This is a genomic window from Vibrio sp. AH4 (assembly GCF_030710545.1).
Taxonomy (GTDB): Bacteria; Pseudomonadota; Gammaproteobacteria; order Enterobacterales; family Vibrionaceae; genus Vibrio; species Vibrio metoecus.
Map to the genome: position 1 here is coordinate 109,517 of NZ_JALAIV010000003.1, position 22,521 is coordinate 132,037.

At 47.3% G+C, this 22,521-nt stretch carries 14 protein-coding genes; 11 read left to right on the plus strand and 3 right to left on the minus strand.

Annotated features, from left to right (window positions below; all coding sequences use genetic code 11):
* Positions 1–170: 170 nt before the first annotated feature.
* The 9 genes from MKA69_RS13690 (at position 171) to MKA69_RS13730 (ending at position 16,195) form a co-directional block, all read left to right on the plus strand.
* Complete coding sequence (locus MKA69_RS13690) at positions 171–2,624, plus strand: glycogen/starch/alpha-glucan phosphorylase (RefSeq protein WP_055030069.1); 2,454 nt, start codon at positions 171–173, stop codon at positions 2,622–2,624.
* An 86-nt stretch (positions 2,625–2,710) separates the two neighbouring features.
* Entirely contained in the window at positions 2,711–4,891 is a 2,181-nt protein-coding gene (gene malQ, locus MKA69_RS13695; RefSeq protein ID WP_055027272.1) for a 4-alpha-glucanotransferase, read from the plus strand.
* Between the two features lie 212 nt (positions 4,892–5,103).
* Positions 5,104–7,293 (plus strand): 1,4-alpha-glucan branching protein GlgB, encoded by a 2,190-nt coding sequence (glgB, locus tag MKA69_RS13700; protein WP_305848292.1) that lies wholly within the window; start codon positions 5,104–5,106, stop codon positions 7,291–7,293.
* Positions 7,294–7,596: 303 nt separating this feature from the next.
* Positions 7,597–8,115 (plus strand): type VI secretion system effector Hcp-2, encoded by a 519-nt coding sequence (gene hcp-2, locus MKA69_RS13705; protein WP_029628351.1) that lies wholly within the window; start codon positions 7,597–7,599, stop codon positions 8,113–8,115.
* A gap of 127 nt (positions 8,116–8,242) precedes the next feature.
* Complete coding sequence (locus MKA69_RS13710; RefSeq protein WP_305848293.1) at positions 8,243–10,345, plus strand: type VI secretion system Vgr family protein; 2,103 nt, start codon at positions 8,243–8,245, stop codon at positions 10,343–10,345.
* Positions 10,345–11,148, plus strand: coding sequence for a DUF4123 domain-containing protein (locus tag MKA69_RS13715; protein ID WP_305848294.1), 804 nt, complete (start codon positions 10,345–10,347; stop codon positions 11,146–11,148). Before MKA69_RS13710 ends, MKA69_RS13715 begins: the two co-directional genes overlap by 1 nt.
* Positions 11,138–14,668, plus strand: coding sequence for a toxin VasX (locus MKA69_RS13720; RefSeq protein ID WP_305848295.1), 3,531 nt, complete (start codon positions 11,138–11,140; stop codon positions 14,666–14,668). Before MKA69_RS13715 ends, MKA69_RS13720 begins: the two co-directional genes overlap by 11 nt.
* 37 nt (positions 14,669–14,705) lie before the next feature.
* The gene (locus MKA69_RS13725) at positions 14,706–15,653 is read left to right on the plus strand and encodes a hypothetical protein (protein WP_305848296.1); all 948 of its coding nucleotides are present in this window, start codon (positions 14,706–14,708) and stop codon (positions 15,651–15,653) included.
* 140 nt (positions 15,654–15,793) lie between these two features.
* A complete protein-coding gene (locus MKA69_RS13730) occupies positions 15,794–16,195 on the plus strand; it encodes an MAPEG family protein (protein WP_000258877.1) in 402 nt (133 codons plus the stop codon).
* 172 nt (positions 16,196–16,367) lie between these two features.
* On the opposite strand, the gene MKA69_RS13735 is transcribed toward MKA69_RS13730, so the two are convergent.
* Both MKA69_RS13735 and MKA69_RS13740 read right to left on the minus strand, forming a co-directional pair.
* Positions 16,368–17,393 (minus strand): acyltransferase, encoded by a 1,026-nt coding sequence (locus MKA69_RS13735; protein WP_055031281.1) that lies wholly within the window; start codon positions 17,391–17,393, stop codon positions 16,368–16,370.
* Between the two features lie 130 nt (positions 17,394–17,523).
* A complete protein-coding gene (locus MKA69_RS13740) occupies positions 17,524–18,480 on the minus strand; it encodes an AEC family transporter (RefSeq protein WP_305848297.1) in 957 nt (318 codons plus the stop codon).
* Between the two features lie 313 nt (positions 18,481–18,793).
* Here MKA69_RS13740 and MKA69_RS13745 point away from each other — a divergent pair, with 313 nt between their 5' ends.
* A complete protein-coding gene (locus tag MKA69_RS13745; RefSeq protein ID WP_055031279.1) occupies positions 18,794–20,182 on the plus strand; it encodes a DASS family sodium-coupled anion symporter in 1,389 nt (462 codons plus the stop codon).
* A 136-nt stretch (positions 20,183–20,318) separates the two neighbouring features.
* Positions 20,319–21,644 carry an IS4 family transposase gene (locus MKA69_RS13750; RefSeq protein ID WP_305847582.1) on the plus strand — a complete coding sequence of 442 codons (1,326 nt, stop codon included), beginning with the start codon at positions 20,319–20,321 and terminating at the stop codon, positions 21,642–21,644.
* Between the two features lie 75 nt (positions 21,645–21,719).
* Here the strand turns inward: MKA69_RS13750 and MKA69_RS13755 are convergent, their stop codons facing one another.
* Complete coding sequence (locus MKA69_RS13755; protein WP_000803881.1) at positions 21,720–22,355, minus strand: DUF2057 family protein; 636 nt, start codon at positions 22,353–22,355, stop codon at positions 21,720–21,722.
* Between the last annotated feature and the right edge of the window lie 166 nt (positions 22,356–22,521).

Here is a 22,521-nt window from a genome sequence, read left to right on the forward strand (position 1 = left end):
GTTCATGAGCAGAGAATTGATGCGAGCCAGATCACTAACCACCAGACACCTGCGTCTCTACGCCTTAGTTTCTCCTCCCAATTGATGAGAAAAGTAGGAGGATGTTTTGCCAAAGTCGTAAAGGCAGGATAGAAGTCAGATGGATTAGAACCAAAAAGTGAGAGTTCACAATGAAACCTACTCAACAGAAACAGTTTGACAAGAAGTCGTTCCAAGAAAACGTGAAGCGCCATTTAACCGCAACCTACGCTACGACAGTAGAGCATGCTTCGGCGCGTGCATGGTACTTGGCAATGGGACGAGCCCTTGCTGAATTTACCACCTTTGATTTGCTGCAAACCGAGCAGGATGAACGCATCCTCAATAGTAAAAGTTTGAACTACCTATCGCTGGAGTTTTTGATTGGCCGCTTAACCGGCAACAACTTGATCAGCATGGGTGTGTACGAAGCCGTTGCACAAGCAATGGAAGAGTTGGGCCAAAACCTGACTGACCTACTGGAAGAAGAGCGAGATCCATCATTAGGTAACGGTGGTTTGGGCCGTCTTGCCGCTTGTTTTATGGATTCTTGCGCGGCGCAAGAATTCCCAACCGTAGGCTACGGTCTGCACTACGAATATGGTTTGTTTAAACAGTCTTTCGAAGAAGGCCGCCAAAAAGAAGCCCCCGATGCATGGTGTGGTGTTGAAGGCTACCCATGGGAAGTGGCGCGTCCTGAGCTGAAGCAAGAAATTGGTTTCTATGGCCATGTTGAAGTGGTCAATGACAATGGCAAAGAGCGACGTCGCTGGGTGCCGGGCATGTTAGTGCAAGCGATGCCGTGGGATTTGCCGATAGTAGGCTACCAAAGTGATACGGTTTACCCGCTACGTTTGTGGGAATGTCGCGCAATCGCGCCTTTCTCACTGGAAAGCTTCAACAACGGTAACTACTTTGAAGCGCAGCACGCGTTGATCGATGCTGGCAACATCACCAAAGTTTTGTATCCAAACGACAACCACGAAAAAGGCAAAACCCTACGTTTGATGCAGCAGTATTTCCACAGTGCAGCATCGGTGCGCGATATTCTGCGTCGCCATGAAGCGGTAGGTCATGCGTTGGCCGATCTGCCGAAGTACGAAACGATTCAGCTTAACGATACGCACCCAACCATCGCGATCCCTGAGCTGATGCGCATTCTGATCGATGAAAAGCAGATGTCTTGGGAAGCGGCGTGGGCGATCTGTTCACACACTTTTGCGTACACCAACCATACTCTGCTGCCAGAAGCATTGGAAACCTGGAGCGAATCGTTGATCCAACGCTTGCTGCCACGTCACATGGAGATCATTTACGAGATCAACCACCGTTTCTTGCAACAAGTGCGTGCCAAATGGCCGGGTGATGTGGCGAAACAGCAAAAGCTTTCGATCATCGAAGAAGGTTTCCATCGCATGGTGCGTATGGCCAACCTGTGTGTGGTCGGCTCTTATGCGGTGAACGGCGTAGCGGCGCTGCACTCTGAATTGGTGAAGCGCGACTTGTTCCCTGAGTTTGTTGAGCTCTATCCGAGCAAAATCCAAAACGTGACCAACGGTATCACGCCGCGTCGCTGGTTGAAGTTCTGTAACCCAGATTTGTCTGCGCTCATCTCCGAGAAAATTGGTCACGAGTGGCCTGCGAAACTGGATCAACTGACCAAAGTGGCGCAGTACGCGGAAGATGCCGCGTTCCAAAAACGCTTTATGGAAGTGAAAAAAGCCAACAAAGCGCGTTTGGCCGATTGGGTGAAAGATCACATGGGCATCGAGCTCGATACCAATGCGATCTTTGATGTGCAGATCAAACGTCTGCATGAGTACAAGCGTCAGCACCTCAATATGCTGCACATCTTGTCGCTCTACCATCGCTTAATCAACGACCCAAGTTTTGATATGCATCCACGTGTGGTGTTCTTCGCAGCGAAAGCAGCGCCGGGCTACCACTTGGCGAAAGAGATCATCTACGCCATCAACATGATCGCGCAAAAAGTGAATAACGATCCGCGGGTCGGCAACAAACTGAAAGTGGTGTTCATTCCGGATTATCGCGTCAGCATGGCCGAAATCATCATTCCAGCGGCAGATGTGTCTGAGCAGATCTCAACCGCAGGTAAAGAAGCATCCGGTACTGGCAACATGAAGATGGCGCTCAATGGTGCGCTGACCATAGGTACGATGGACGGTGCGAACGTGGAGATCCGCGAAGAAGTGGGCGATGACAACATCTACATCTTCGGCTTAGAAGTGGATGGCGTAGAAGCACTGAAAGCGCGTGGCTACAACCCATACGATTTCTACCATGCGGATCCGCTATTGAAAGCGTCACTGGATCTGTTGGTGGGCGAAGAGTTTACGCCGGGTGCTGCGGGCAAACTGCGCGCGACCTATGACAGCTTGCTCGATGGCGGCGACCCATATCTGGTGCTGGCGGATTTCGCCTCTTACGTGAAAGCACATGAAGCGATCGACAAACAGTATCGTGACCAAGCGGGCTGGGCGAAGAAAGCCATCCTCAATACCGCGTTAGTGGGCAAATTCAGCTCCGACCGCAGTATCCGTGATTACGTGAATAACATTTGGAAACTGAGCGCGGTTCAGCGTTAAGCCCCTTTGGTGAGTCAGATCTTTCTGGCTCACCTTTTTCTACATACCCTACATAGAAGGGTAAAGCAGTCCCTTCGGAGAGAGCGATGAATCAAGACAATGCATTAAAACAAGTCGCTGAAATGGCAAAAATTGCCGATCGATACGTCAGCGCGTGGGGCAGTGAAGCTCAAGTAGAAGATGACACAATCCGTCATCTTTTGGCGTCTCTTGGCTATGACACCAGCAGCGATGATGCCCTGCTGCAATCGGCTGAGAAAAAACACAAGAAAGATGTGGTGGATCCGGTACTCGTGGTGCACCAAGGTGCGGCGATTGAAGTGCCGCTTTATCTCGGCGTCAGTGCGCGCGAAAGTGAATTTGATTGGCGCTTGCAGACCGAGCAAGGCGAGGTGCTGGAAGGTTATCTGCAATCACAAATTGTACGTGATGAGCGCGCTGAAGGCGGCCCATTAGTGTTTGCGTTGCCTAATGATCTACCGCTCGGTTATCACACCTTATTGATTGCCCGTAAGCGCCGCAAAGCACCTTACCAAATGACGTTGATTGTTACGCCACAAGCTTGCTACAAGCAACCCGCCTTGGCACAAGGCAAAAAGCTATGGGGACCGAGCATTCAACTTTATACCCTGCGCACTCAGCACAACTGGGGCATGGGTGACTTTGGCGATTTGAAACAGTTGGTGGCGGATATCGCTTCGCGCGGTGGCGATTTTGTCGGGTTAAACCCGATTCACGCACTATTCCCAGCCAACCCTGAGGGCGCAAGCCCGTACAGCCCATCCTCTCGCCGTTGGTTGAACATTCTGTACATTGATGTCAGCTCTGTGCCTGAGTTCGCACTTAGTGCCGAAGCGCAGCAAAAAGTGGGGAGTCCAGAGTTCCAGCTGCGCCTGCAAAAAGTGCGTGATGCCCATTGGGTGAACTACAGCGAAGTGGCTGAGCTGAAAATGAGCGTGTTACCGCTGTTGTTTGCTGAGTTCAAAAAGCGTCATCTGGATAAACATTCTGATCGTGCTCATGCTTTCTTGAATTTCGTGGAACAGGGCGGTGAGAGCTTACTGCATCAAGCGGCATTTGATGCGCTGCATGCCGAGTTGCATGCGGAAGATGCTTCAGTGTGGGGTTGGCCAGTTTTCCCTGAGAAATACCGTCGTTTCGACAGTGCTGCGGTACAAAAATTTATTGATGAGCAGAAAGATCAGGTTCATCTCTACATGTATTTGCAGTGGATCGCTGATGCGCAGATCCATGAAGCGCAATCATTAGCGGAAGAGAAAGGCATGGCCGTTGGCCTGTACCGCGATCTCGCGGTTGGCGTGGCCGATTCTGGCAGCGAAACGTGGGCCGATCAGGGCAACTTGCTGCAAGATGTCAGCATTGGTGCGCCGCCAGATGTACTGGGGCCTTTGGGGCAGAACTGGGGTTTACCGCCACTCAATCCGCAAGTGTTACAAGCGACGGCGTATGACGCTTACATCAAACTGCTGCGTGCCAATATGAAGCACTGTGGCGCATTGCGTATCGACCATGTGCTTGGTTTGCTGCGCTTATGGTGGATCCCGAAAGGTGAAAACGCCACCAAAGGCGCGTACATTTACTACCCAGTCAAAGATATGTTGGCGATTTTGGCGCTTGAATCTCATCGTCATCAGTGCAGCGTGATTGGTGAAGATTTGGGGACAGTGCCGGATGAAATCGTCGAGCTGCTGCGTGATGCGGGCGTGCATTCGTACAAAGTCTTCTTCTTCGAAACCTCGAAGGAAGATGGCGGTTACGTTTCTCCGGCGCATTACGCGGAGCAATCGATGGCGGCACTCTGTACCCACGATATGCCAACCCTACGCGGCTTCTGGCACTGTGATGATCTCAAAATGGGGCGTGAAATTGGCCTTTATCCGGATGAAGAGCAGCTGCAAGGCTTGTTTGATGATCGCCTGAAATCCAAACAAGGCATCCTCGATTCGGTGGCGTGGCACGGTTATTTGCCTGCCGGAGTGGGGCGCGATGCCACGCAGGTTCCGATGGATTCCTACCTAAGCGAAGCGCTGCAACTGCATGTTGCGGCAGGTTCCTCCGCGCTACTGAGTGTGCAATTGGAAGATTGGCTAGAGATGGATAAGCCGGTCAATATTCCGGGAACGGTGAACGAATACCCGAACTGGCGACGTAAATTATCCATGAATCTGGATGAGATTTTTGCGCGCGAAGAAGTGAACCGCATTGCGGCTCGACTGACTGAAGTGCGCAGCAAAGCCAGCCAATAAGGAACTCAGTGACCAATTTCTTAACTATGACCCAAAGAAGTTGAGGGTTGGTCACTCTTTCCTCCTTGAGAAGTCCGGTAAGATGGACACACGCTTTGCCCGCGGTTTGCGGGCTTTCTGCTATACCCAAACAACTTAAAGATACCGATTCAAAACGACATAAATCTTTAAGCCGGAAGGGAATGTTTCGCTAGCTAGGTTAGGAGTTAGGTTTGAAAATCACAAAAAAAACATCCAAGGTTCAACAAATTTATGATCAGTTGGCGCGTGCTGCGTTTGCTGATCCCTTTTCATTTTTAGGCCCTTACATTCCCGCAGAACAAGGCGCATTGCGAGTCTGGATGCCGGGAGCCAATAAAGTGGAGTTGGTGGTTGAAGGGCAACCGCGCGTTACGTTAGAGCGTGAAGGTGAGAGCGGCTTTATTTTGAAAGATGGCCGTAACCTGCGTTTTACCCGTTACCAATTGGCTGTTGATTGGGAAGGTACAGAGCAGTTACTGGATGACCCGTACCAATACCACACCATTTATGCTGAATACGATGATCTGCACACACCGAAGCAGATGTATCACCACATGGGTGCGCAATTTGTCACTTTAGAGCGCGATGGTGAAGCGGTCTCAGGCGTGCGCTTTTTGGTGTACGCTCCTCATGCTGCCGCGTGCAGTTTGATTGGCGCATTTAACCAGTGGGATGGCCGCCGCCACCCGATGCAACGCCTTGATTACGGCATTTGGGGGATTTTTATCCCCGGCTTACCGGAAGGCACCCAATATAAATTTGAGTTGAAAGGCCCACACGGAGAAGGCTTACCGCATAAAGCCGATCCTTGGGGATTTTATGCCGAGCAATACCCTTCTTTTGCTTCCGTCACATACGATCATCAAAGCTATCAGTGGCAAGACAGTGCATGGCAGCTGCGTCCCGTGACGGAAAAGCGTAAACAAGCGCTCTCTTTCTATGAACTGCATGTCGGCTCATGGAAGCGGGGTGAAAACGGCGAGTTCCTCAATTACCGTGAATTGGCCGATCAATTGGTGCCTTATCTGGCTGATATGGGCTATACCCATGTTGAGCTAATGCCCGTCGCGGAGCATCCGTTTTATGGCTCTTGGGGCTATCAACCGGTTGGTCTATTTGCACCGACTAGCCGTTACGGCTCGCCAGATGATTTCAAATATTTTGTCGATTTGTGTCACCAAGCGGGGATTGGTGTGGTGCTTGATTGGGTACCTGCACATTTCCCATCAGATTCTCACGGTCTGGCCAATTTTGACGGTACGCCACTGTTCCATGATCCGGATCCGCGCCGCGGCTGGCATCAAGACTGGAACTCTTACATCTACGATCTTGGTCGTGAGCATGTACGCCGTTTCTTAGTTGCTAACGCACTGTATTGGTTTGAGATGTTCCACATCGACGGTATTCGTGTTGATGCGGTGGCTTCGATGCTCTATCTCGATTATTCGCGCAGTCACGATCAATGGATCCCGAATGTTGACGGTGGACGCGAAAACTACGACGCCATCGCCACCTTTAAGTGGATGAACGAAGAGGTGTACAAATACTTCCCGAATGCGATGACGATTGCTGAAGAATCGACGGCGTTCCCCGGTGTTTCTGCACCGACCTTTATGGGCGGCCTAGGGTTTGGTTTTAAGTGGAACATGGGTTGGATGCACGATAGTTTGTCGTACATTAAAGAAGATCCGGTTCATCGCAAATACCACCACAATACCCTGACTTTCCCGCTGATTTACGCGTTTAGCGAAAACTATGTGCTCTCTTTGTCACACGATGAAGTGGTGTATGGTAAGCGCTCACTTATGTACAAAATGCCGGGCGATGAGTGGCAGCAAACGGCTAACTTACGCGCCTACTTGGGCTATATGTATGGTCAGCCGGGTAAAAAGCTCAACTTTATGGGCACCGAGTTAGGGCAGACCGCCGAATGGAATCACGATGGTCAGTTGCAGTGGTTTTTGACTCAGTTTGAACGCCATGCTGGGGTTCAGCGCCTAGTGCGTGATTTGAACCATCTGTACCAATCGCAAACTGCGCTGCATCAGCTTGATTGCGATCCGCGTGGTTTCGAATGGCGTTTACAAGATAATGCCGATCTCAGCGTGATCGCCCATGAGCGTATGGATGAAGCTGGCGCTCGTGTGTTAGTGATCACCAACTTCACGCCTGTTCCGCAGCAGGAATTTCGCTTAGGCGTTCCCAAAGAGGGACGTTACCGCTTGCTGCTCAATACCGACGCCAAGCAATACAATGGTAGCGATTACTCTGTGTTGCAGGAAGTCAGTAGCGAAGCCGTGGGTAGTGAAGGCTTAGATCAATCCCTGTTATTGCGTGTTCCTCCGCTCGCGACCCTGTTTTATCAGTGGATGGCGGAGTAAGTCACGCGACTTCTCGTTATCTCATCATAAAACAATCAACCCGCTGCGGCGGGTTGATTGTTTATCGCCGATGGTGGGATTTTTCAGAGAGATCGGTTTTCACTGCGCCGACACTTTTTGCCCACCAAGCAAGATCTTGCTCAAGTACAGGCAGCTTTTTGCTTTATTGATGGAGGTAATTGAATAACACATTGATTTTTAATGGCAAGTAAGTTGGCATCGACCTTGCTCTTTCTATGGCGACGGTGCGCTTAGCGCGTTAACGCTTTCATTATTTAATGATTTTTTAGAAAGGAAATAGCCATGCCAACTCCATGTTATATCTCTATCGAAGGCCAAACTCAGGGTCTTATCACTGCAGGCGCATGTACTGCTGACTCTATCGGCGATTCATTCGTTGAAGGCCACGAAGATGAGATGCTGGTTCAGCAGTTTGACCACGTTGTGACCGTACCGACTGACCCACAATCTGGTCAGCCTTCAGGCCAACGTGTTCACAAGCCATTCAAATTCACTGTGGCGCTGAACAAAGCGGTTCCTCTGCTGTACAACGCGCTCTCTTCAGGTGAGAAGCTGAAAACCGTTGAACTGAAATGGTACCGCACGTCTATCGAGGGCAAACAAGAAAACTTCTTCACTACTAAGCTGGAAAACGCGTCTATCGTCGATATCCACTGTGAAATGCCACACTGCCAAGACCCAGCAAAATCTGACTTTACTCAGAATGTAACTGTGTCTCTGTCTTACCGCAAAATCACTTGGGACCACGTTAACGCGGGTACTTCAGGTGCGGATGACTGGCGTAAGCCAATCGAAGCGTAATTTACGCTGCGAGTATGTCGCTCACCTTCGGGTGGGCGGCTGTGAACCTTAAACCCAGAGTATCGTTTGACGCGGTATTGTGGGTTTAAGGTTTTGCCATTTTTAATGTAGGGGAAGGAAAGACAGGATGGCGACATTAGCGTACAGCATTGAGGTGGAAGGGCTGGAAGATGAGACTCTGGTAGTCAGAGGCTTTCACGGGCAGGAGTCACTCTCCAACAGCGTCTTTTTAGGGCAAGCCTGTTACGGGTTTCGCTACGAAGTGCAATTGGCGAGCCGGTTATCCAACCTGACCGCTGAGCAGATGGTCGATAAGCGTGCTGAGCTCAAGCTTTACCGCAATTCAGAGCTGGTGCAGCGCGTGCATGGCATCGTGCGTGCCTTTAGCCAAGGCGATATCGGCCATCACCATACTTTCTATGCACTCACCTTAGTGCCGGCCTTAGAGCGCTTATCCCTGCGCCACAACAGCCGCATTTTCCAAAAGCAGACTGTCCCTGAGATTATTTCTATCTTGCTGCAAGAGATGGGCATCAACGATTACGCTTTTGCGCTTAAGCGTGATTGCGTGCAGCGTGAGTTTTGTGTGCAGTACCGTGAAAGTGACATCGACTTTCTGCACCGCCTCGCCGCTGAAGAGGGCTTGGTGTACAGCTTTGTCCATGAAGCGGGCAAACATACCCTCTATTTCAGTGATGCCAGTGACAGCCTAAGTAAACTGCCGGAGCCTATCTCGTACAACGCTTTAGCGGGCGGCACGATGGATACACCGTATATCCACGGCTTAACCTATCGCACCCAAGCAGAAGTCAGCGAAGTTCAGCTCAAAGACTACAGCTTCAAAAAGCCAGCCTACTCCTTTTTACAAACCGTGCAGGGTACTGAGCTGGATTATCAGCAAACCCGCTACCAACATTTTGATGCGCCGGGGCGCTACAAAGATGATGTGAACGGCGCCGCCTTTAGCCAAATTCGTTTAGACTATCTGCGCCGCCATGCCCACACCGCGACTGGGCAGAGTAACCAGCCGCTACTGCGTGCCGGCTATAAGTTTGACCTACAAGAGCACCTTGACCCCGCGATGAACCGCGATTGGGTGGTGGTGTCGGTGAATCACGAAGGTAAGCAGCCGCAAGCGTTACAAGAAGACGGCGGCAGCGGCGCTACCACCTACAGCAATCAGTTCAGCTTAATTCCAGGGCATCTCCACTGGCGCGCCGAGCCACAACCTAAACCGCAAGTCGATGGCCCAATGATCGCCACGGTCGTAGGCCCTGAAGACGAAGAAATCTTCTGTGATGAACACGGGCGCGTAAAAATCCACTTCCCATGGGATCGTTACTCGAATGGCAATGAGCAGAGCTCCTGTTGGGTGCGGGTGTCACAAGGTTGGGCGGGCAGTCAATACGGCTTTATCGCCATTCCGCGCATCGGCCATGAAGTGATTGTTTCTTTCTTAAACGGTGACCCAGACCAACCCATTATCACCGGACGCACCTATCATGCGACCAACACGCCGCCATACACCTTGCCAGAGCACAAAACCAAAACCGTGCTGCGCACCGAGACGCACCAAGGGGAGGGGTTTAACGAGCTCAGTTTTGAAGACCAAGCGGGCAAAGAGCAAATCTACCTGCATGCGCAGAAAGACTTCGATGGTTTGGTGGAAAACGACCACACCACGGTCATTCGTCACGACCAACATCTGACCGTTGAAAACGACCAGTTCACTCAGATTAAGCACAATCAACACCTGACGGTGGAGGGGGAGAGTCGTACGCTCGTCAAACTCGACAGCAGCAGCGAAATCGGTGGTTCATTGCAGCAAAAAATCGGCAGCAAAGCGATTTACGATGCAGGCACAGAGGTTCACCTTAAAGCGGGTAACAAACTGGTCTTGGAAGCAGGCAACGAGCTTACAATAAAAGCGGGTGGCAGTTTTATCAAAGTCGATGCCGGCGGTGTGCACGTCGTCGGCTCTGCTATTAACCTCAACTCCGGCGGCAGCGCAGGCAGCGGCTCAGGCTATGGCGGTAAAATGGCCGAGTTGCCATTTGGATTAGAGGCTCTAAGTGCGCCAGATGAGATAGATTTTATCTTACCGACAGCAAGCCTAATCCAGCAGGTCATTGCTGATGTAAAAATAGAAATGCCGATCACTCAGGTATGTCAAAAGCGCTCTGATGGAAGCTGCCCGTTAAGTGATTGCCCTTGTGGGAACAATAAATAATGTTAGTTCTCGATAGCCATTGTAATGGAGTTAAAGTTAACTGGTTCGCTCTAGTTAATCATTATCATAATATGCACGCTGAGGTTTATAACAACATCTCTGGACATTTGGTTGAGCCGTTATATTTATCGACATCAGTTGAGTCATTACTAGATCGTAGCCCTTTGTTGATTGCATTGTATGAGCAAGATCCAATGACAAACATCTTACCTAAAGAACATACACTGTATTTTTCTGCACCACTTAATGTCTCTTTTAATGTTGCCTTAGCTCAACTAAGGAATCGATTACATATTCAATTCTCAGGTAATCGAAGAGGGCTGTTTCATTATTATTGTCCTTCAGTGGCAAGTTATTTTTTTGAGCGTTCATATACGAACGATACTGGCAAATGGTTGGGATGTTTCAGCAGCCTTTATTTTTATCGTCAAACATACAGTGATTTAGCTAAATGGAGCAAAGTCGTTGGTGAGGGGGGGGAGCTTGCTTTAAATCTTTGGCTTCTTACAGAATCTCAGGAAAATGCGCTCAATGATAAATATCATGAAAATGAGATCGTGCAGTGGGCTACAGAAAACAATATTAAAGAGTTGAATTGGCAGAAACAGAAAATGGTTCATTTATTCTGCTCACAACACCAGATAACAGAGCCTAAAATTTCTTCTCGATTACGCCATTTAATACAGCGCTATGATGTTGCCCTCAATGATCTTAATTTTCATTCGAAGTCACATCAAACATCAGAAAATATCGTCGAACACATAGAATACTTAATGTCTAGGGAGAGCGCATATGTCTACTAAGTTTGCTTCAAGTCCGAGCTGTGATGGTAAAAAGTTTTTCATTGAAGTAACGGGTATACAACATGGCTCTGAACAAGACTTTGAGTTTTATGACTTAACTGATATGTCACAGCAGGCTGCTCTAGAAGCGAAAAAGAGTATTGATCCTGAACTTGATGAAAGTACGGTATACAGTTGGGATTGGTGTGATGAGAGTGCCAATCGAAATGTTTGGCTGAAAATTGAAGCGGAAGGTGATCCAATCAAATTACCGCTTTTTCAAAATGTAGCAGACATACCAAGAAAGAAAGACGAGCAAGATTATTTGGTACATGCAGTTTTACCTTTAACGCTTTTACCTACTTATCAATCATCGTTAACTTATAAAGAGAGAATTGCTCCTGTTCGAGCCGGTTTTATTTATATCTTTTACAACCATAAAGTATGGCGTGAAATTCAAATTAGCCCAGAAGATAGCGGTGATTACTCTCTTAAAGATGTCAATCTTTACCAATATCGTACTGGTAGAGATAAACCGTTTAAAGATGAAGCTCGAATCGCAACTGGTGTGGCACTAAAAGAGATTTGGATACCGGCTAAAGAGAATAACAAGGGTGCACGGATCCATCTTGCCTTTTCAGAAGTTCAGTGGAGTGCACAATACCTTAATTATCTTGAGGCGAATCAAAACGAGTTAGTTCAACGAGCTGTTGCATTTCATCAGTTGAATGTGGATAGCAATGTCGATGTATTGAAAGCTAGCTTACTGCCACCAATGCGAATAAGAGCGCCAGAGTTGGAGTTGTTTCTTGCTGAGCCAAGTAATCTCAACCGTGATCTCTCTGGGGAGTGGGTAACACGCACTTACCAAACCATTAAAGAGGAAATCTTATCCGCGAATGACGACGGTGATAAGGCGGTACAGGTTTTTAAATATGCTCAACCTCATCGATATGAATATGCTATTAAGCAAGCCGCACTGATTGAGATTATCAACTCAGATCCAAATCAAGCTAAGTTGTGGACTATTGATGACTCGAAAGATTTTTTAGAAGATGCAAAAAAGCGTCATCTGAGAGCAATTGTATTGGACGATCCTCTTTTTGACTTAAGACATCACGCTTTTCTTACTCAATCTGCTGTTGGGTATTTACAGCAAGTCTATATCGATATGAGTCAACAAAAGTACTATCGCACTGCAGAGCTAGTGCAAAAATTGGTGGTTCCAGCCAAGTTCGGACAACAAGAAAACCCTTACTATCAATATCGTAATGATATAGACAATTACTATGGAGGCGTTTTCCACAGAACATTACGTACTACTGAGCGACAGTTTTGTTGCCAAGATGTAAAGGTATTGCAAGAGAAACTCCAATTGCAGGTGAACCAGAAGAGATTGGCTCATGTGCTGCGTGATATCAGTTCAATGAACGATATTAACGCATCGGCTGCGCATGTGATTGTTGGCTATGCGCTGAGTGCTCTGAGCGTGAATATTGATAAATTGGATCAAATGTCAAACCCTGAAAGTGACGTTCGTTCACCTTATTTAGAAACCGCTAGACAAATCCTCTCTCCAAAAGATAACCATCCTTTGCACCGAATATTATTTCCAGAAGAAGGTACGATAAATTTGGAGCAAGCTAGCTATAGCGCACCACCGCCATTTAACTCGGGATCTGGATTTGCAACGCTTGAATCGTTAGCTTTGTGGTCGAAAGAGGAGATGCTCATTCAAGATGAGCAGTTACAAGTGATGGATCTGGCTTTTATGTCGCCTTCCAATTGTAACCAGGAAAAGGCTTTTAACCTTGAACGGCGTATTGCCAGTATCATGAATGATATTTTAAAGGGTTACTTTGATACGTTGCTGAACCTAAGCCAAGATCTCATCAGTGAAGCGAAAGTGATCCAATTTAACGCCGCTTATGCCCCTGTACTCGGTTTAATGAAAGCCACTAATGCCAAAATGTGGGGAGATATCACTTATGTACCCGTCAGTGGTTCAGAGTTGAAAGGTATTGTCGTTGGTGTACACGGTCATGGTTTGAGCTATGGGCTAAGTGCTGCTGATCGTGAATTTGTCGACTCGAAAAAGAAATCAGCGTTTGGTCGTTTGTATGATCGTTCGGGTAAATTGGTGGTATCGACCAATAAAAATGCTTTTAGCTCCAGTGATCTGATTTCAGAAAATCGAGGTTCAGTCGGGGCTAAATCACCACTTAAAGTGGTGGTGGTCTCTCAAGAAAGCCAAATGGCGGCGGCCCTCAATCAAGCGAATACGCAAAGAGCGTTACGCGATATGAATCGTACGGATCTCAACGTCAGTAATGCTTATGAAAAATTCAGAATTCCTTACTTTATTGCGGTAGTGGAATTGATTAACCTGAGAAATAATCAGCAGCATTTTGAGAAAGCGTTTAAGCGCACAGATACTCTCTACTCTTCTGCTAACGCGCTAAGTGCCGCGGCGGATCTTAGTATTGCGCTCACTCATGCTTCAAATCTGTATACAAAAAATGCCTCTGCTTTGGCGACAGCCTCACATAAACCAGCGATTGTTATGCCTGAATTCCTTGTGGAAAAAATGACGTTTGATGAAGGAAAGGTGCGTTTGGTTTCCAGCATCAGCCGATTACAATTAGCAAGTATTGGCGCTGGTTTTTTAACTGCGGGTATTGCTGGTTGGGATGCGATGCGCCGTTGGCAAGAAAATGATCTTGATGCCAGCGTTGCGATGGGGATGGTGGCGATAGGAACACTGACCACCACGGTTGCAACAGGTTTTTTTACCGCCAGTGCTCCGGTGTTATTTGGTATGGGACCGGTGGCATGGTTAGGGATTGGGTTGTCTGTTGCAGGTTTCGCGCTCTACATGCTTTGGAAAGATACCCCAATGGAGGCGTGGCTGAAAAATGGTCCGTTTGGTCAGTCACCCTCGGCGACTTACGCACATTTGCAAGACCCGACGACGGCGTTTGAGCGGTTTATTGGGTTGATTTTCAATCTATCGGTTAAAGCGTACCGATTAGGCCCACAGACCGAATTCCCCGAGGTGTTTACTCAGCAGATGCAAGCATTAGGTGCTACCCATGTTATCCATGTCAATACCAATTTAGCGGCGTTACTCAATTCTCAATCGGTCAGAGTTGAGTTTTATGCTCGGCAAGCGATTGAAAAAAAGACCATAACAAGTAGCCGAACGGGCTCAAGGGAAAGTAGTGAACTGATTAACCTAAGCTCGCACAATGTTACGGTTATCCATCAAGAGCAGCGTAATGAAGGCACTGCCTATTTTGTTAAATATGATTTAACCGTGCCTGAATACAATACCGATTTTAGCCTGCTGATGATGCGATCTTATCAGTATAGCTACCAGCCCGTTTTTGTGCTCAGAACCAAGCTGCACGTTGAGCAGGCCAGCTTTCCGACATTAGCATTAGAAGAGCATGATGATTCGCGCGCTGTGCATGTGGTTCCAACGTTTGCTTTAGATAACAACAGTGATCAAGATTGGGCGCACAATACCGTATTAGCGTAAAGCGTAGCATCGGTCATCAAAAACATTAGGAATGATAATGGCTTATAACTCAGAGCAATTCACCCTCCAACCACCAAAAGAGGCGCAAGGTTTTTTACGGCGTGTCTTAACCAAAGGGCAGGTATTTCCTTTTACGAAAGCCAATGAGACCATTGCTCTCTCTTTAGCTGGGGAAATTACACCTTCATATCATCAGAAGCTCGGAAAAAAAGAAGGCAAATCGTCTTATTGGAATGAAAAACGTTTAAATAGTGAAACTTTTTCGAATTGGACTCAGTTGTACTTATTTATTGTAGGCTTAGCTAAAGTAGCATTGTGTTTTTTCTTACCGCTTCTCTACCTGATCATGATTTCTGGCATGATATTTGGCCCGTATGGATGGAAAGATTGGTCTGGCGATTTTGGCACTGTTACTTTGTATACAACACTTCCTTGTTTACTTATTTATGGCCATTTTAAGTTGGTTAGTGCTGGGCTTCTTTTTCTGGCGCCCTTTTTAAAAAGTAAACGAGTGTATAGCCTCAATCGCCAAACTGGCATGGTAACGCTGTTTAAAAAAGGCAATAAAGAGCGTTTTAGCCATCCATTTATTGAGTTTGATTGTGTGCTGATGTCCGCTCCTAGCCCACAAGGGCACTTAAATTACAACCTGATGTTGGTGCATCGATACAATGATTATTCCGTTGGGGTGCCGATCGGTAATCTAATTGGCAGTAATGAGATGGTGGCAGAGTATTATCGGTTGTGGAATATGATCCAACGTTACATGGATATCAGCCAACCCATGCCCGATATTTTAGTGCTTGAGCCTGCACGTGAAAGAGACCCAACCACTGCCGCCTATGATAAGCAGACTGGACGCAATCCGCGATACTGGCGTGATATGAGTGATGAAGAATATCAGCAAACCCTGAAAAAAATCGCAGAGCAGCAAAAAAATCAGCCAGATAGTGGCCCAGTATTGAATGTTTTTTCACCATCTTAGTGATGGGTACTGCCTTTATCTAAACGAGGTTTATTGCTTATCGTTTGTATAGTTTTGAGCGCCGCATTGCGGCGCTTTTGCTTTTCTCTGATTTGCACTTACACTCATCGCGTCAAGCCAATAAGAAATAAGGATAGGTTATGGTCACAACAGGATATGCCGTCGTGCTGTGCGGCTGGTTGATTTATTTAGCCGTACAGGTGATTCGTCAGCGGCGTAAACATCAGGTGCTGTTTGCCGATGGTGGTGTGGATGCCTTAGTTCGGGCGCGCAGTGCGCAGAGTAATGCGACGGAATACATTCCCATTTTCCTAATCCTACTCGGTTTAGCTGAAATTAATGGGGTTAATGTGTGGTGGATTCACGCACTCGGCGTGGCCTTTGTGGTGGGGCGGGTACTACACGCTGATTCGATGTTTAAAGCCACCATTCCTAATCGTGTGCGTGGTATGCAGCTCACTTTTGGCTGCTTAGCGGTACTGATGGTGTTAAACCTATGGGCATTGCCTTATAGCAAGTTCTTCTACCCCCTTCCTACTTGAAGCTGCAGCGGTGTTGGCTTCGCTCGTTCACCCTAATCACATAGTTTGTCTATGCTCATGGGGATGAACTCATTTGCCGCCTACCTGCAACTCCAAGTTGTTTGGGGATAAGTACTATTTCCGGTAAACAGTAAAGGGAGCCATGGCTCCCTTTGTGGTTTCACGTTTATTGCTATCGAAATAACAGGTGCTTAAGTGGTGTACGTTCTAAGCCTTTTACGAGCAGATAAGTGGTGAGCAAAGTGCCAAATAGAACCAGTGTGTCTTTTTCTAATCCAGTAAGCCCTAAAAATCTGGCAAGGTTCATCATCATGATCACCACTAACAAGTGACTGACGTAAAAGCCGAGGATGCTTTGTGATAGTGAAAATACCCAAGGCTTTCGGCCTAGATCGGGTTTGGCGAGTAGGAAAAGAAACAGCCCAATCGCCCACAAAGCGGTGCCAAACAGATAGTCATTGGTGTTAAACACCTGTCCGTGTTGATGTAAGCCATAGGCTTCGACGAAGTGAAAAGCCATTCCCAGCATCGCTAATAACAGCGCAGAGCGCGCTTGCCACAGGATGTGCCTTTCACGAATCAGATAACCGACCACCACAAACAAGGTGCTGAAAAATGGGCCGTTACGAGTATAGATGGGCGCGCTCATGCCAGTGACGACGGCGCTGCTTCCTGCAAATTCACCGTAGAGGTATAACCCGATGGCAATCGGTAGCATCCAGTGTGTTTTTTGTTGGCGGATCAACATTGCCATGATGGTGACCGCAATCATGAGAGCTGGCAAAAACCAAAGATGTACTAGCCCGCCTTCAAGCAGTGAATTAAGAGGGTTTTGTAGCAAAAATCCCCAATAACCAGAACGTTCTGCAAGGTAGCCTTGATTAGCCACGATATCGAGATTAAATGGCATCAGTAGGCTAATCACACTCCAAATCACCCATATCCTCAGTAATGGAGAGCAATAATTACGCAAGGTTTGCATCGGGCTCAGGCTAAGTTTGGGTTGGATCAAATAACCTGAAATCAGGAAAAAGAGTGGGACTGCAAAACGAGTGGACTGGTTAAATAAGTAGGCAACCCATGGTTCTTCATTGGTGAGCCAATAGGTGGTAAATAGTTGGCAATGCAAAGCAATAATAACCAACATGGCGATGACGCGCCCCAGCTCTAAGCTGGCGATTTTTTTGTGGTTTAGCATAACGACACCCAGAAATTGGAAAGCGCCGACCTTACGCCATTCAAACTGGGATTCTTTTGACTTAAGTCGCTTTTTACCTATGCTCAGAATTTGAAATTTAAATTTGCGATCCAGTGCTCACCTGTGGTGATTAGATCAATCCAAAACTAGAAAGCAAGAAAATACCAAGTGTACAGGTAAAGAGTGAAAATACGGTGGTGAGGGCGATTATATTAGCGGCAAGAGCTGAATTCCCTCCCATCGCTCGTGCCATCACATAACTAGCTGCTGCTGTGGGGGCTGAAGTCATTAAGAAAAGCAAACCAAGATCTAAACCTCTAAAACCGAATAACCAAGCTCCTCCTGTGATCAGTAAAGGCGAGAGAAGCAGCTTATAACCGGTCGCAAACCAAGCGGAGTTACGATCATCCTTCAACGAGTTGAGATTCAGCGAACCTCCTGTACAAAGCAGGGCTAATGGCAGGGTCATATTGGCAAAGTAGTGTCCAGCATCCGTCACAATTTTAGGAACAGGTACACTGGCGAGATAACATAGAAAACCAAGCACGATGGAGATGATCAACGGGTTTTTGGTCAGTGTTTTAAACATTAATTTTCCTGCCTGCCACCCGTTGTGTTCTCCTCGCGGGGTGAGGGCAATCACCGCCTGAATGTTGAATAAAACTGTGGTTGAGGCGACGTAGATAGCCGCCAGAGCAACACCCGCGTTGCCATAAGTGTTCGCGACATAAGCCAAACCAATAATGGCGGTGTTGGCTCGAAAGCCACCTTGCGTGATCACTCCCCAATCATGAGGCTTGTCGATCAGTTTTCGAGTACTAAATAGGGTGAAGAGAAAAAACAGCACATTAGCGATTAAGCTGTATATCACTAAGGAAGTGCTTGAGGAAAAATCGTGTTTTGAACTGACGATGCTCAAAAACAGCATTGCAGGGAGGGTGACCTGAAAAACAATCCGCGATGCGACTTCAATAAAATTCTCATTGATCAGGTTAATCCGTTTAAAAAGCACCCCCAAACCGAGCATAAGGCAGATGGGGCCTGTGATGGTGGCGGAAAACTGTAGTTGAGCAATGATGTCTGTCATATCAATCCTTTGGATATACGCTCGCAAGCTTTGCATTCTTCCACAGATCGGTATGAAGGCAAATTGGAATTTGCGGCAATTATCAGTCTGCGACTTTTGTTGCGTTTATATCCAAGTGGTGAATGAGTTTTAAACACTCGTATAACTCATCTGATTACTAAGCGTGCTCCTGATTAATCTCAAATTATTTCAATGTGTTAAAATTGTAATCACGCCTTTGATGTGGTTAACAATTTTGTAATGACAATTGTCTTTTCTGTTTGAATCTGTGGGATCATGGCGTCGCCTAAAGGCCCTCATAAGGAAAATAATAATGAACAGAAACGATAGTGTCCCTTTGCCCACCAATACCCGAGAATGGTTTCTTCATCGTAACAGCCTGATTGTTCTGGCGGATGTTGCACTTTTTCTCGCGCTCTACCATTTCCTCCCCTTTGAACACAATGTGGTATTAGGGATCAGTATGCTCGCCTTCATTGCGGTGCTTTGGTTAACTGAAGCGCTGCACGTCACTGTCACCGCGATTCTCGTCCCCGTGATGGCGGTTTTTTTTGGTATTTTCGAAACCCAAGCGGCGCTGAATAACTTCGCCAACTCGATCATTTTCCTATTTTTAGGTGGTTTTGCACTGGCGGCAGCCATGCATCATCAAGGACTGGATAAAGTGATTGCCGATAAAGTCCTCGCAATGGCACAAGGCAAGATGAGCGTGGCGGTTTTTATGCTGTTTGGTGTTACTGCACTGCTCTCGATGTGGATCAGCAATACCGCCACAGCTGCGATGATGCTGCCTCTGGTGTTGGGGGTATTAAGTAAAGTCGATGCAGACAAACAACGCAGCACTTACGTGTTTGTTCTGTTGGGTGTCGCTTACAGCGCAAGTATTGGCGGTATCGCGACTCTGGTTGGTAGTCCTCCGAATGCGATTGCAGCGGCTGAGGTCGGACTCTCGTTTACTGACTGGATGAAGTTTGGTTTACCGACGGCGATGATGATGTTGCCAATGGCGATTGCAATCCTTTACTTCCTGTTAAAGCCAACGCTCAATGGCACGTTTGAATTAGATCATACTCCTGTTAATTGGGATAAAGGCAAAGTTGTTACCCTTGGCATCTTTGGCTTAACCGTATTTTTATGGATTTTCAGTAGCCCAATCAACGCTGCGCTGGGTGGTTTCAAAAGCTTTGATACGTTGGTGGCGCTAGGGGCGATTTTAATGCTCAGCTTTGCACGTGTGGTGCATTGGAAAGAGATCCAGAAAACCGCTGATTGGGGCGTCTTGCTACTGTTTGGTGGCGGCCTGTGTTTGAGTAACGTGCTGAAACAAACCGGAACCAGTGTATTTTTAGCCAACGCTCTGAGCGATATGGTTTCCCATATGGGGATCTTCGTGGTGATTCTAGTAGTGGCAACCTTTGTGGTGTTTTTAACTGAGTTTGCGAGTAACACCGCAAGTGCGGCTCTGCTGATCCCTGTTTTTGCCACTGTGGCGGAAGCGTTTGGCATGTCGCCAGTGCTGTTGTCGGTATTGATTGCGGTTGCGGCCTCTTGCGCCTTTATGCTGCCAGTGGCAACCCCGCCGAATGCTATTGTGTTTGCATCAGGCCATATCAAGCAGAGCGAGATGATGCGGGTTGGGCTTTATCTCAATATTGCGTGTATTGGACTGCTCACCGCGATTGCGATGCTGTTTTGGCAGTAAGTCACTAGTTATAGAGCGATAAAAAACGAGGCCCTTGAGGCCTAATGCCGATCAGTTAAGACTTTAATCGGCAGATCAGTTGAACGATCCTGCCTGTATGTAAAAATCCGGTAGACCCTGTTTATCGGATTTTTTTATGCACGTTTCTCAAGCCCTCGACATCATCAACAGTTATAAACCCAATCACGTTGAAACACTCGCAGACCTCCTGCCCATTGAACTCATCAATAGTGCTTATCAGCTTACGGATACCGTGACTCTAAGAAAACGAAAGCTCACTTTAGAGTCGATGGCATGGTTACTGGTTGGCATGGCTATCTATAACGATAAATCCATGGCTGACATTGTAAATATGCTCGATATTGTTGACCGCACAGGCAAGCCATTCGTTGCTCCAAGTGCATTAACACAGCGAAGAAAAAACCTTGGTGAGTCAGCGGCTAAAGCGCTCTTTGAGTGTACGCAACGTCATTGGTTCAAACAGGCTAACTTACCAAACTGGAACGGACTTACGTTACTGGGTGTTGATGGGGTTTTATGGCGAACAGAAGACTCAAAAGATAACGCTGAAGCGTTTGCTAAGCCCACTAATCGGGATGGTAAAGAAACACAGTACCCACAGGTACGTATGGTCTGTCAGATGGAGCTGAGCAGTCACTTAATCACAGGCAGCGCTTTTGGCTGTTATACCGTTAATGAAATGAAGCTGGCAGAGCAGCTTATCGACACAACCCCCGATAACAGCTTAACGCTCTTCGACAAAGGCTTTTACTCCCTAGGTTTACTTCAAGCATGGTGTTCGCAAGGCATCAATCGACATTGGCTTATCCCCATGAAAAAAGGGCTGATTTATGAAGTTGTTCAGTCTTTTGGCCGACAAGATAAACTGATAAAACTGAAGAGTAACCCGCAAGCGCGTAAGAAATGGCCAGAGCTAGAAGAAGAGGTAGTGGTACGTTTAATCACGAGAGCTAAAGAGGGGAAACAATACGATGTTCTCACCTCAATGGTTGACCCGATGCGTTATCCGAAATCAGATATAGTCGGTTTATATGAATACCGTTGGGAAATTGAACAGGGGTACCGAGAGCAAAAGCAATACATGCTTGGTAACCGTCTTACACTGCGAAGCCGACTCCCAGAGCTGGTGAGACAAGAGCTCTGGGGAATACTCCTGACATACAACTTAGTCAGATATCAAATGGTGCAGATGTGTAATACGTTGAATGGAGACTACTTGCCATACCAACTGAGCTTCAATGGAGCCTTAGCCCACATCATGCGCCTAATAGTGGGACTTCCCTACTCGTCACCAGGAGCAATACCAAGGCAACTGCAAAACTTCTACGCAATGAGTGGAAGCTTAATACTTGAGCCAAGGCGAGAAAGAGCCTTCCCTAGAGTCGTGAAGAAGAAGCCAAGCCGATACCCTAGAAAATACAATGCCGCTCACCTTAAGTGAACGGCATTAGGCCCTTGAGGCCTCGTTTAGTTTTGTATTCCGCTTTGCGTAGAGCAATCAGCAGAAAAAGAGCGTTTACTGTTGGTTAACAAAGGCTTTAAAGCGAGCTTTAGTCTCTCCATCCGCTTTGCTGTACCAAAAATGCAGCATCTCTTCTGCGGCTGCCATGGCGGTTGCATTGGAAATCTCTTGCTGGGCAATGGGTTGAACCGCGATCGAGCCCGTTAATGCCGCAACGCCGCCTTTTTTATTATATTCCGCGGCTTCAAATTCAAAATTACGTCCAATCTGCATACCATCTTTGATGAGGCGATCCTGACGCAGCTCAACTGCTTTACCCTGTTGGTCAACCAGCCGCCACTGCATGTTTTTGATCGCTTTAGTTGCCTGTGGAGCATCACGATACTTGGGCATATCAAAATTGAGCTCTTGGTTAGCCGCCTCAAAAGTGGCAATCACTACTTCACTGTCAATGATGATGCGATCATTACCTTGGCTGAAATATGGCGCATAACGAAAGACGATTTGCTGCTCACCATCTTCTAGTTCAAGCTTTTTCGTGGCGTCAAAAAAGCCGCCGGAGAGTTTCGGGCTTTCTCCGTTTACCACCAGTAGATCAATCGTATCGGGAATATCCATAGTGACTTTGGCGCTTGCTGATGCGGCAAAGCAGAGGGCGAGCAAACAAGTGAGACGCTGCATAGGTTTCATTTATCAATCCTTTTTGTGTATTTCGTTCTGTGACGAGTGCGGCAAAGGGTGCGCTCTTCAGGAGTAAAAGGCAAGGTTTGACCTCCACAAAGCAAAGCAAATTCACTGAAACTTAACAGAAAAATCAATCAGAATACATTTCGTACAATATAAGGTAAATGTTCTG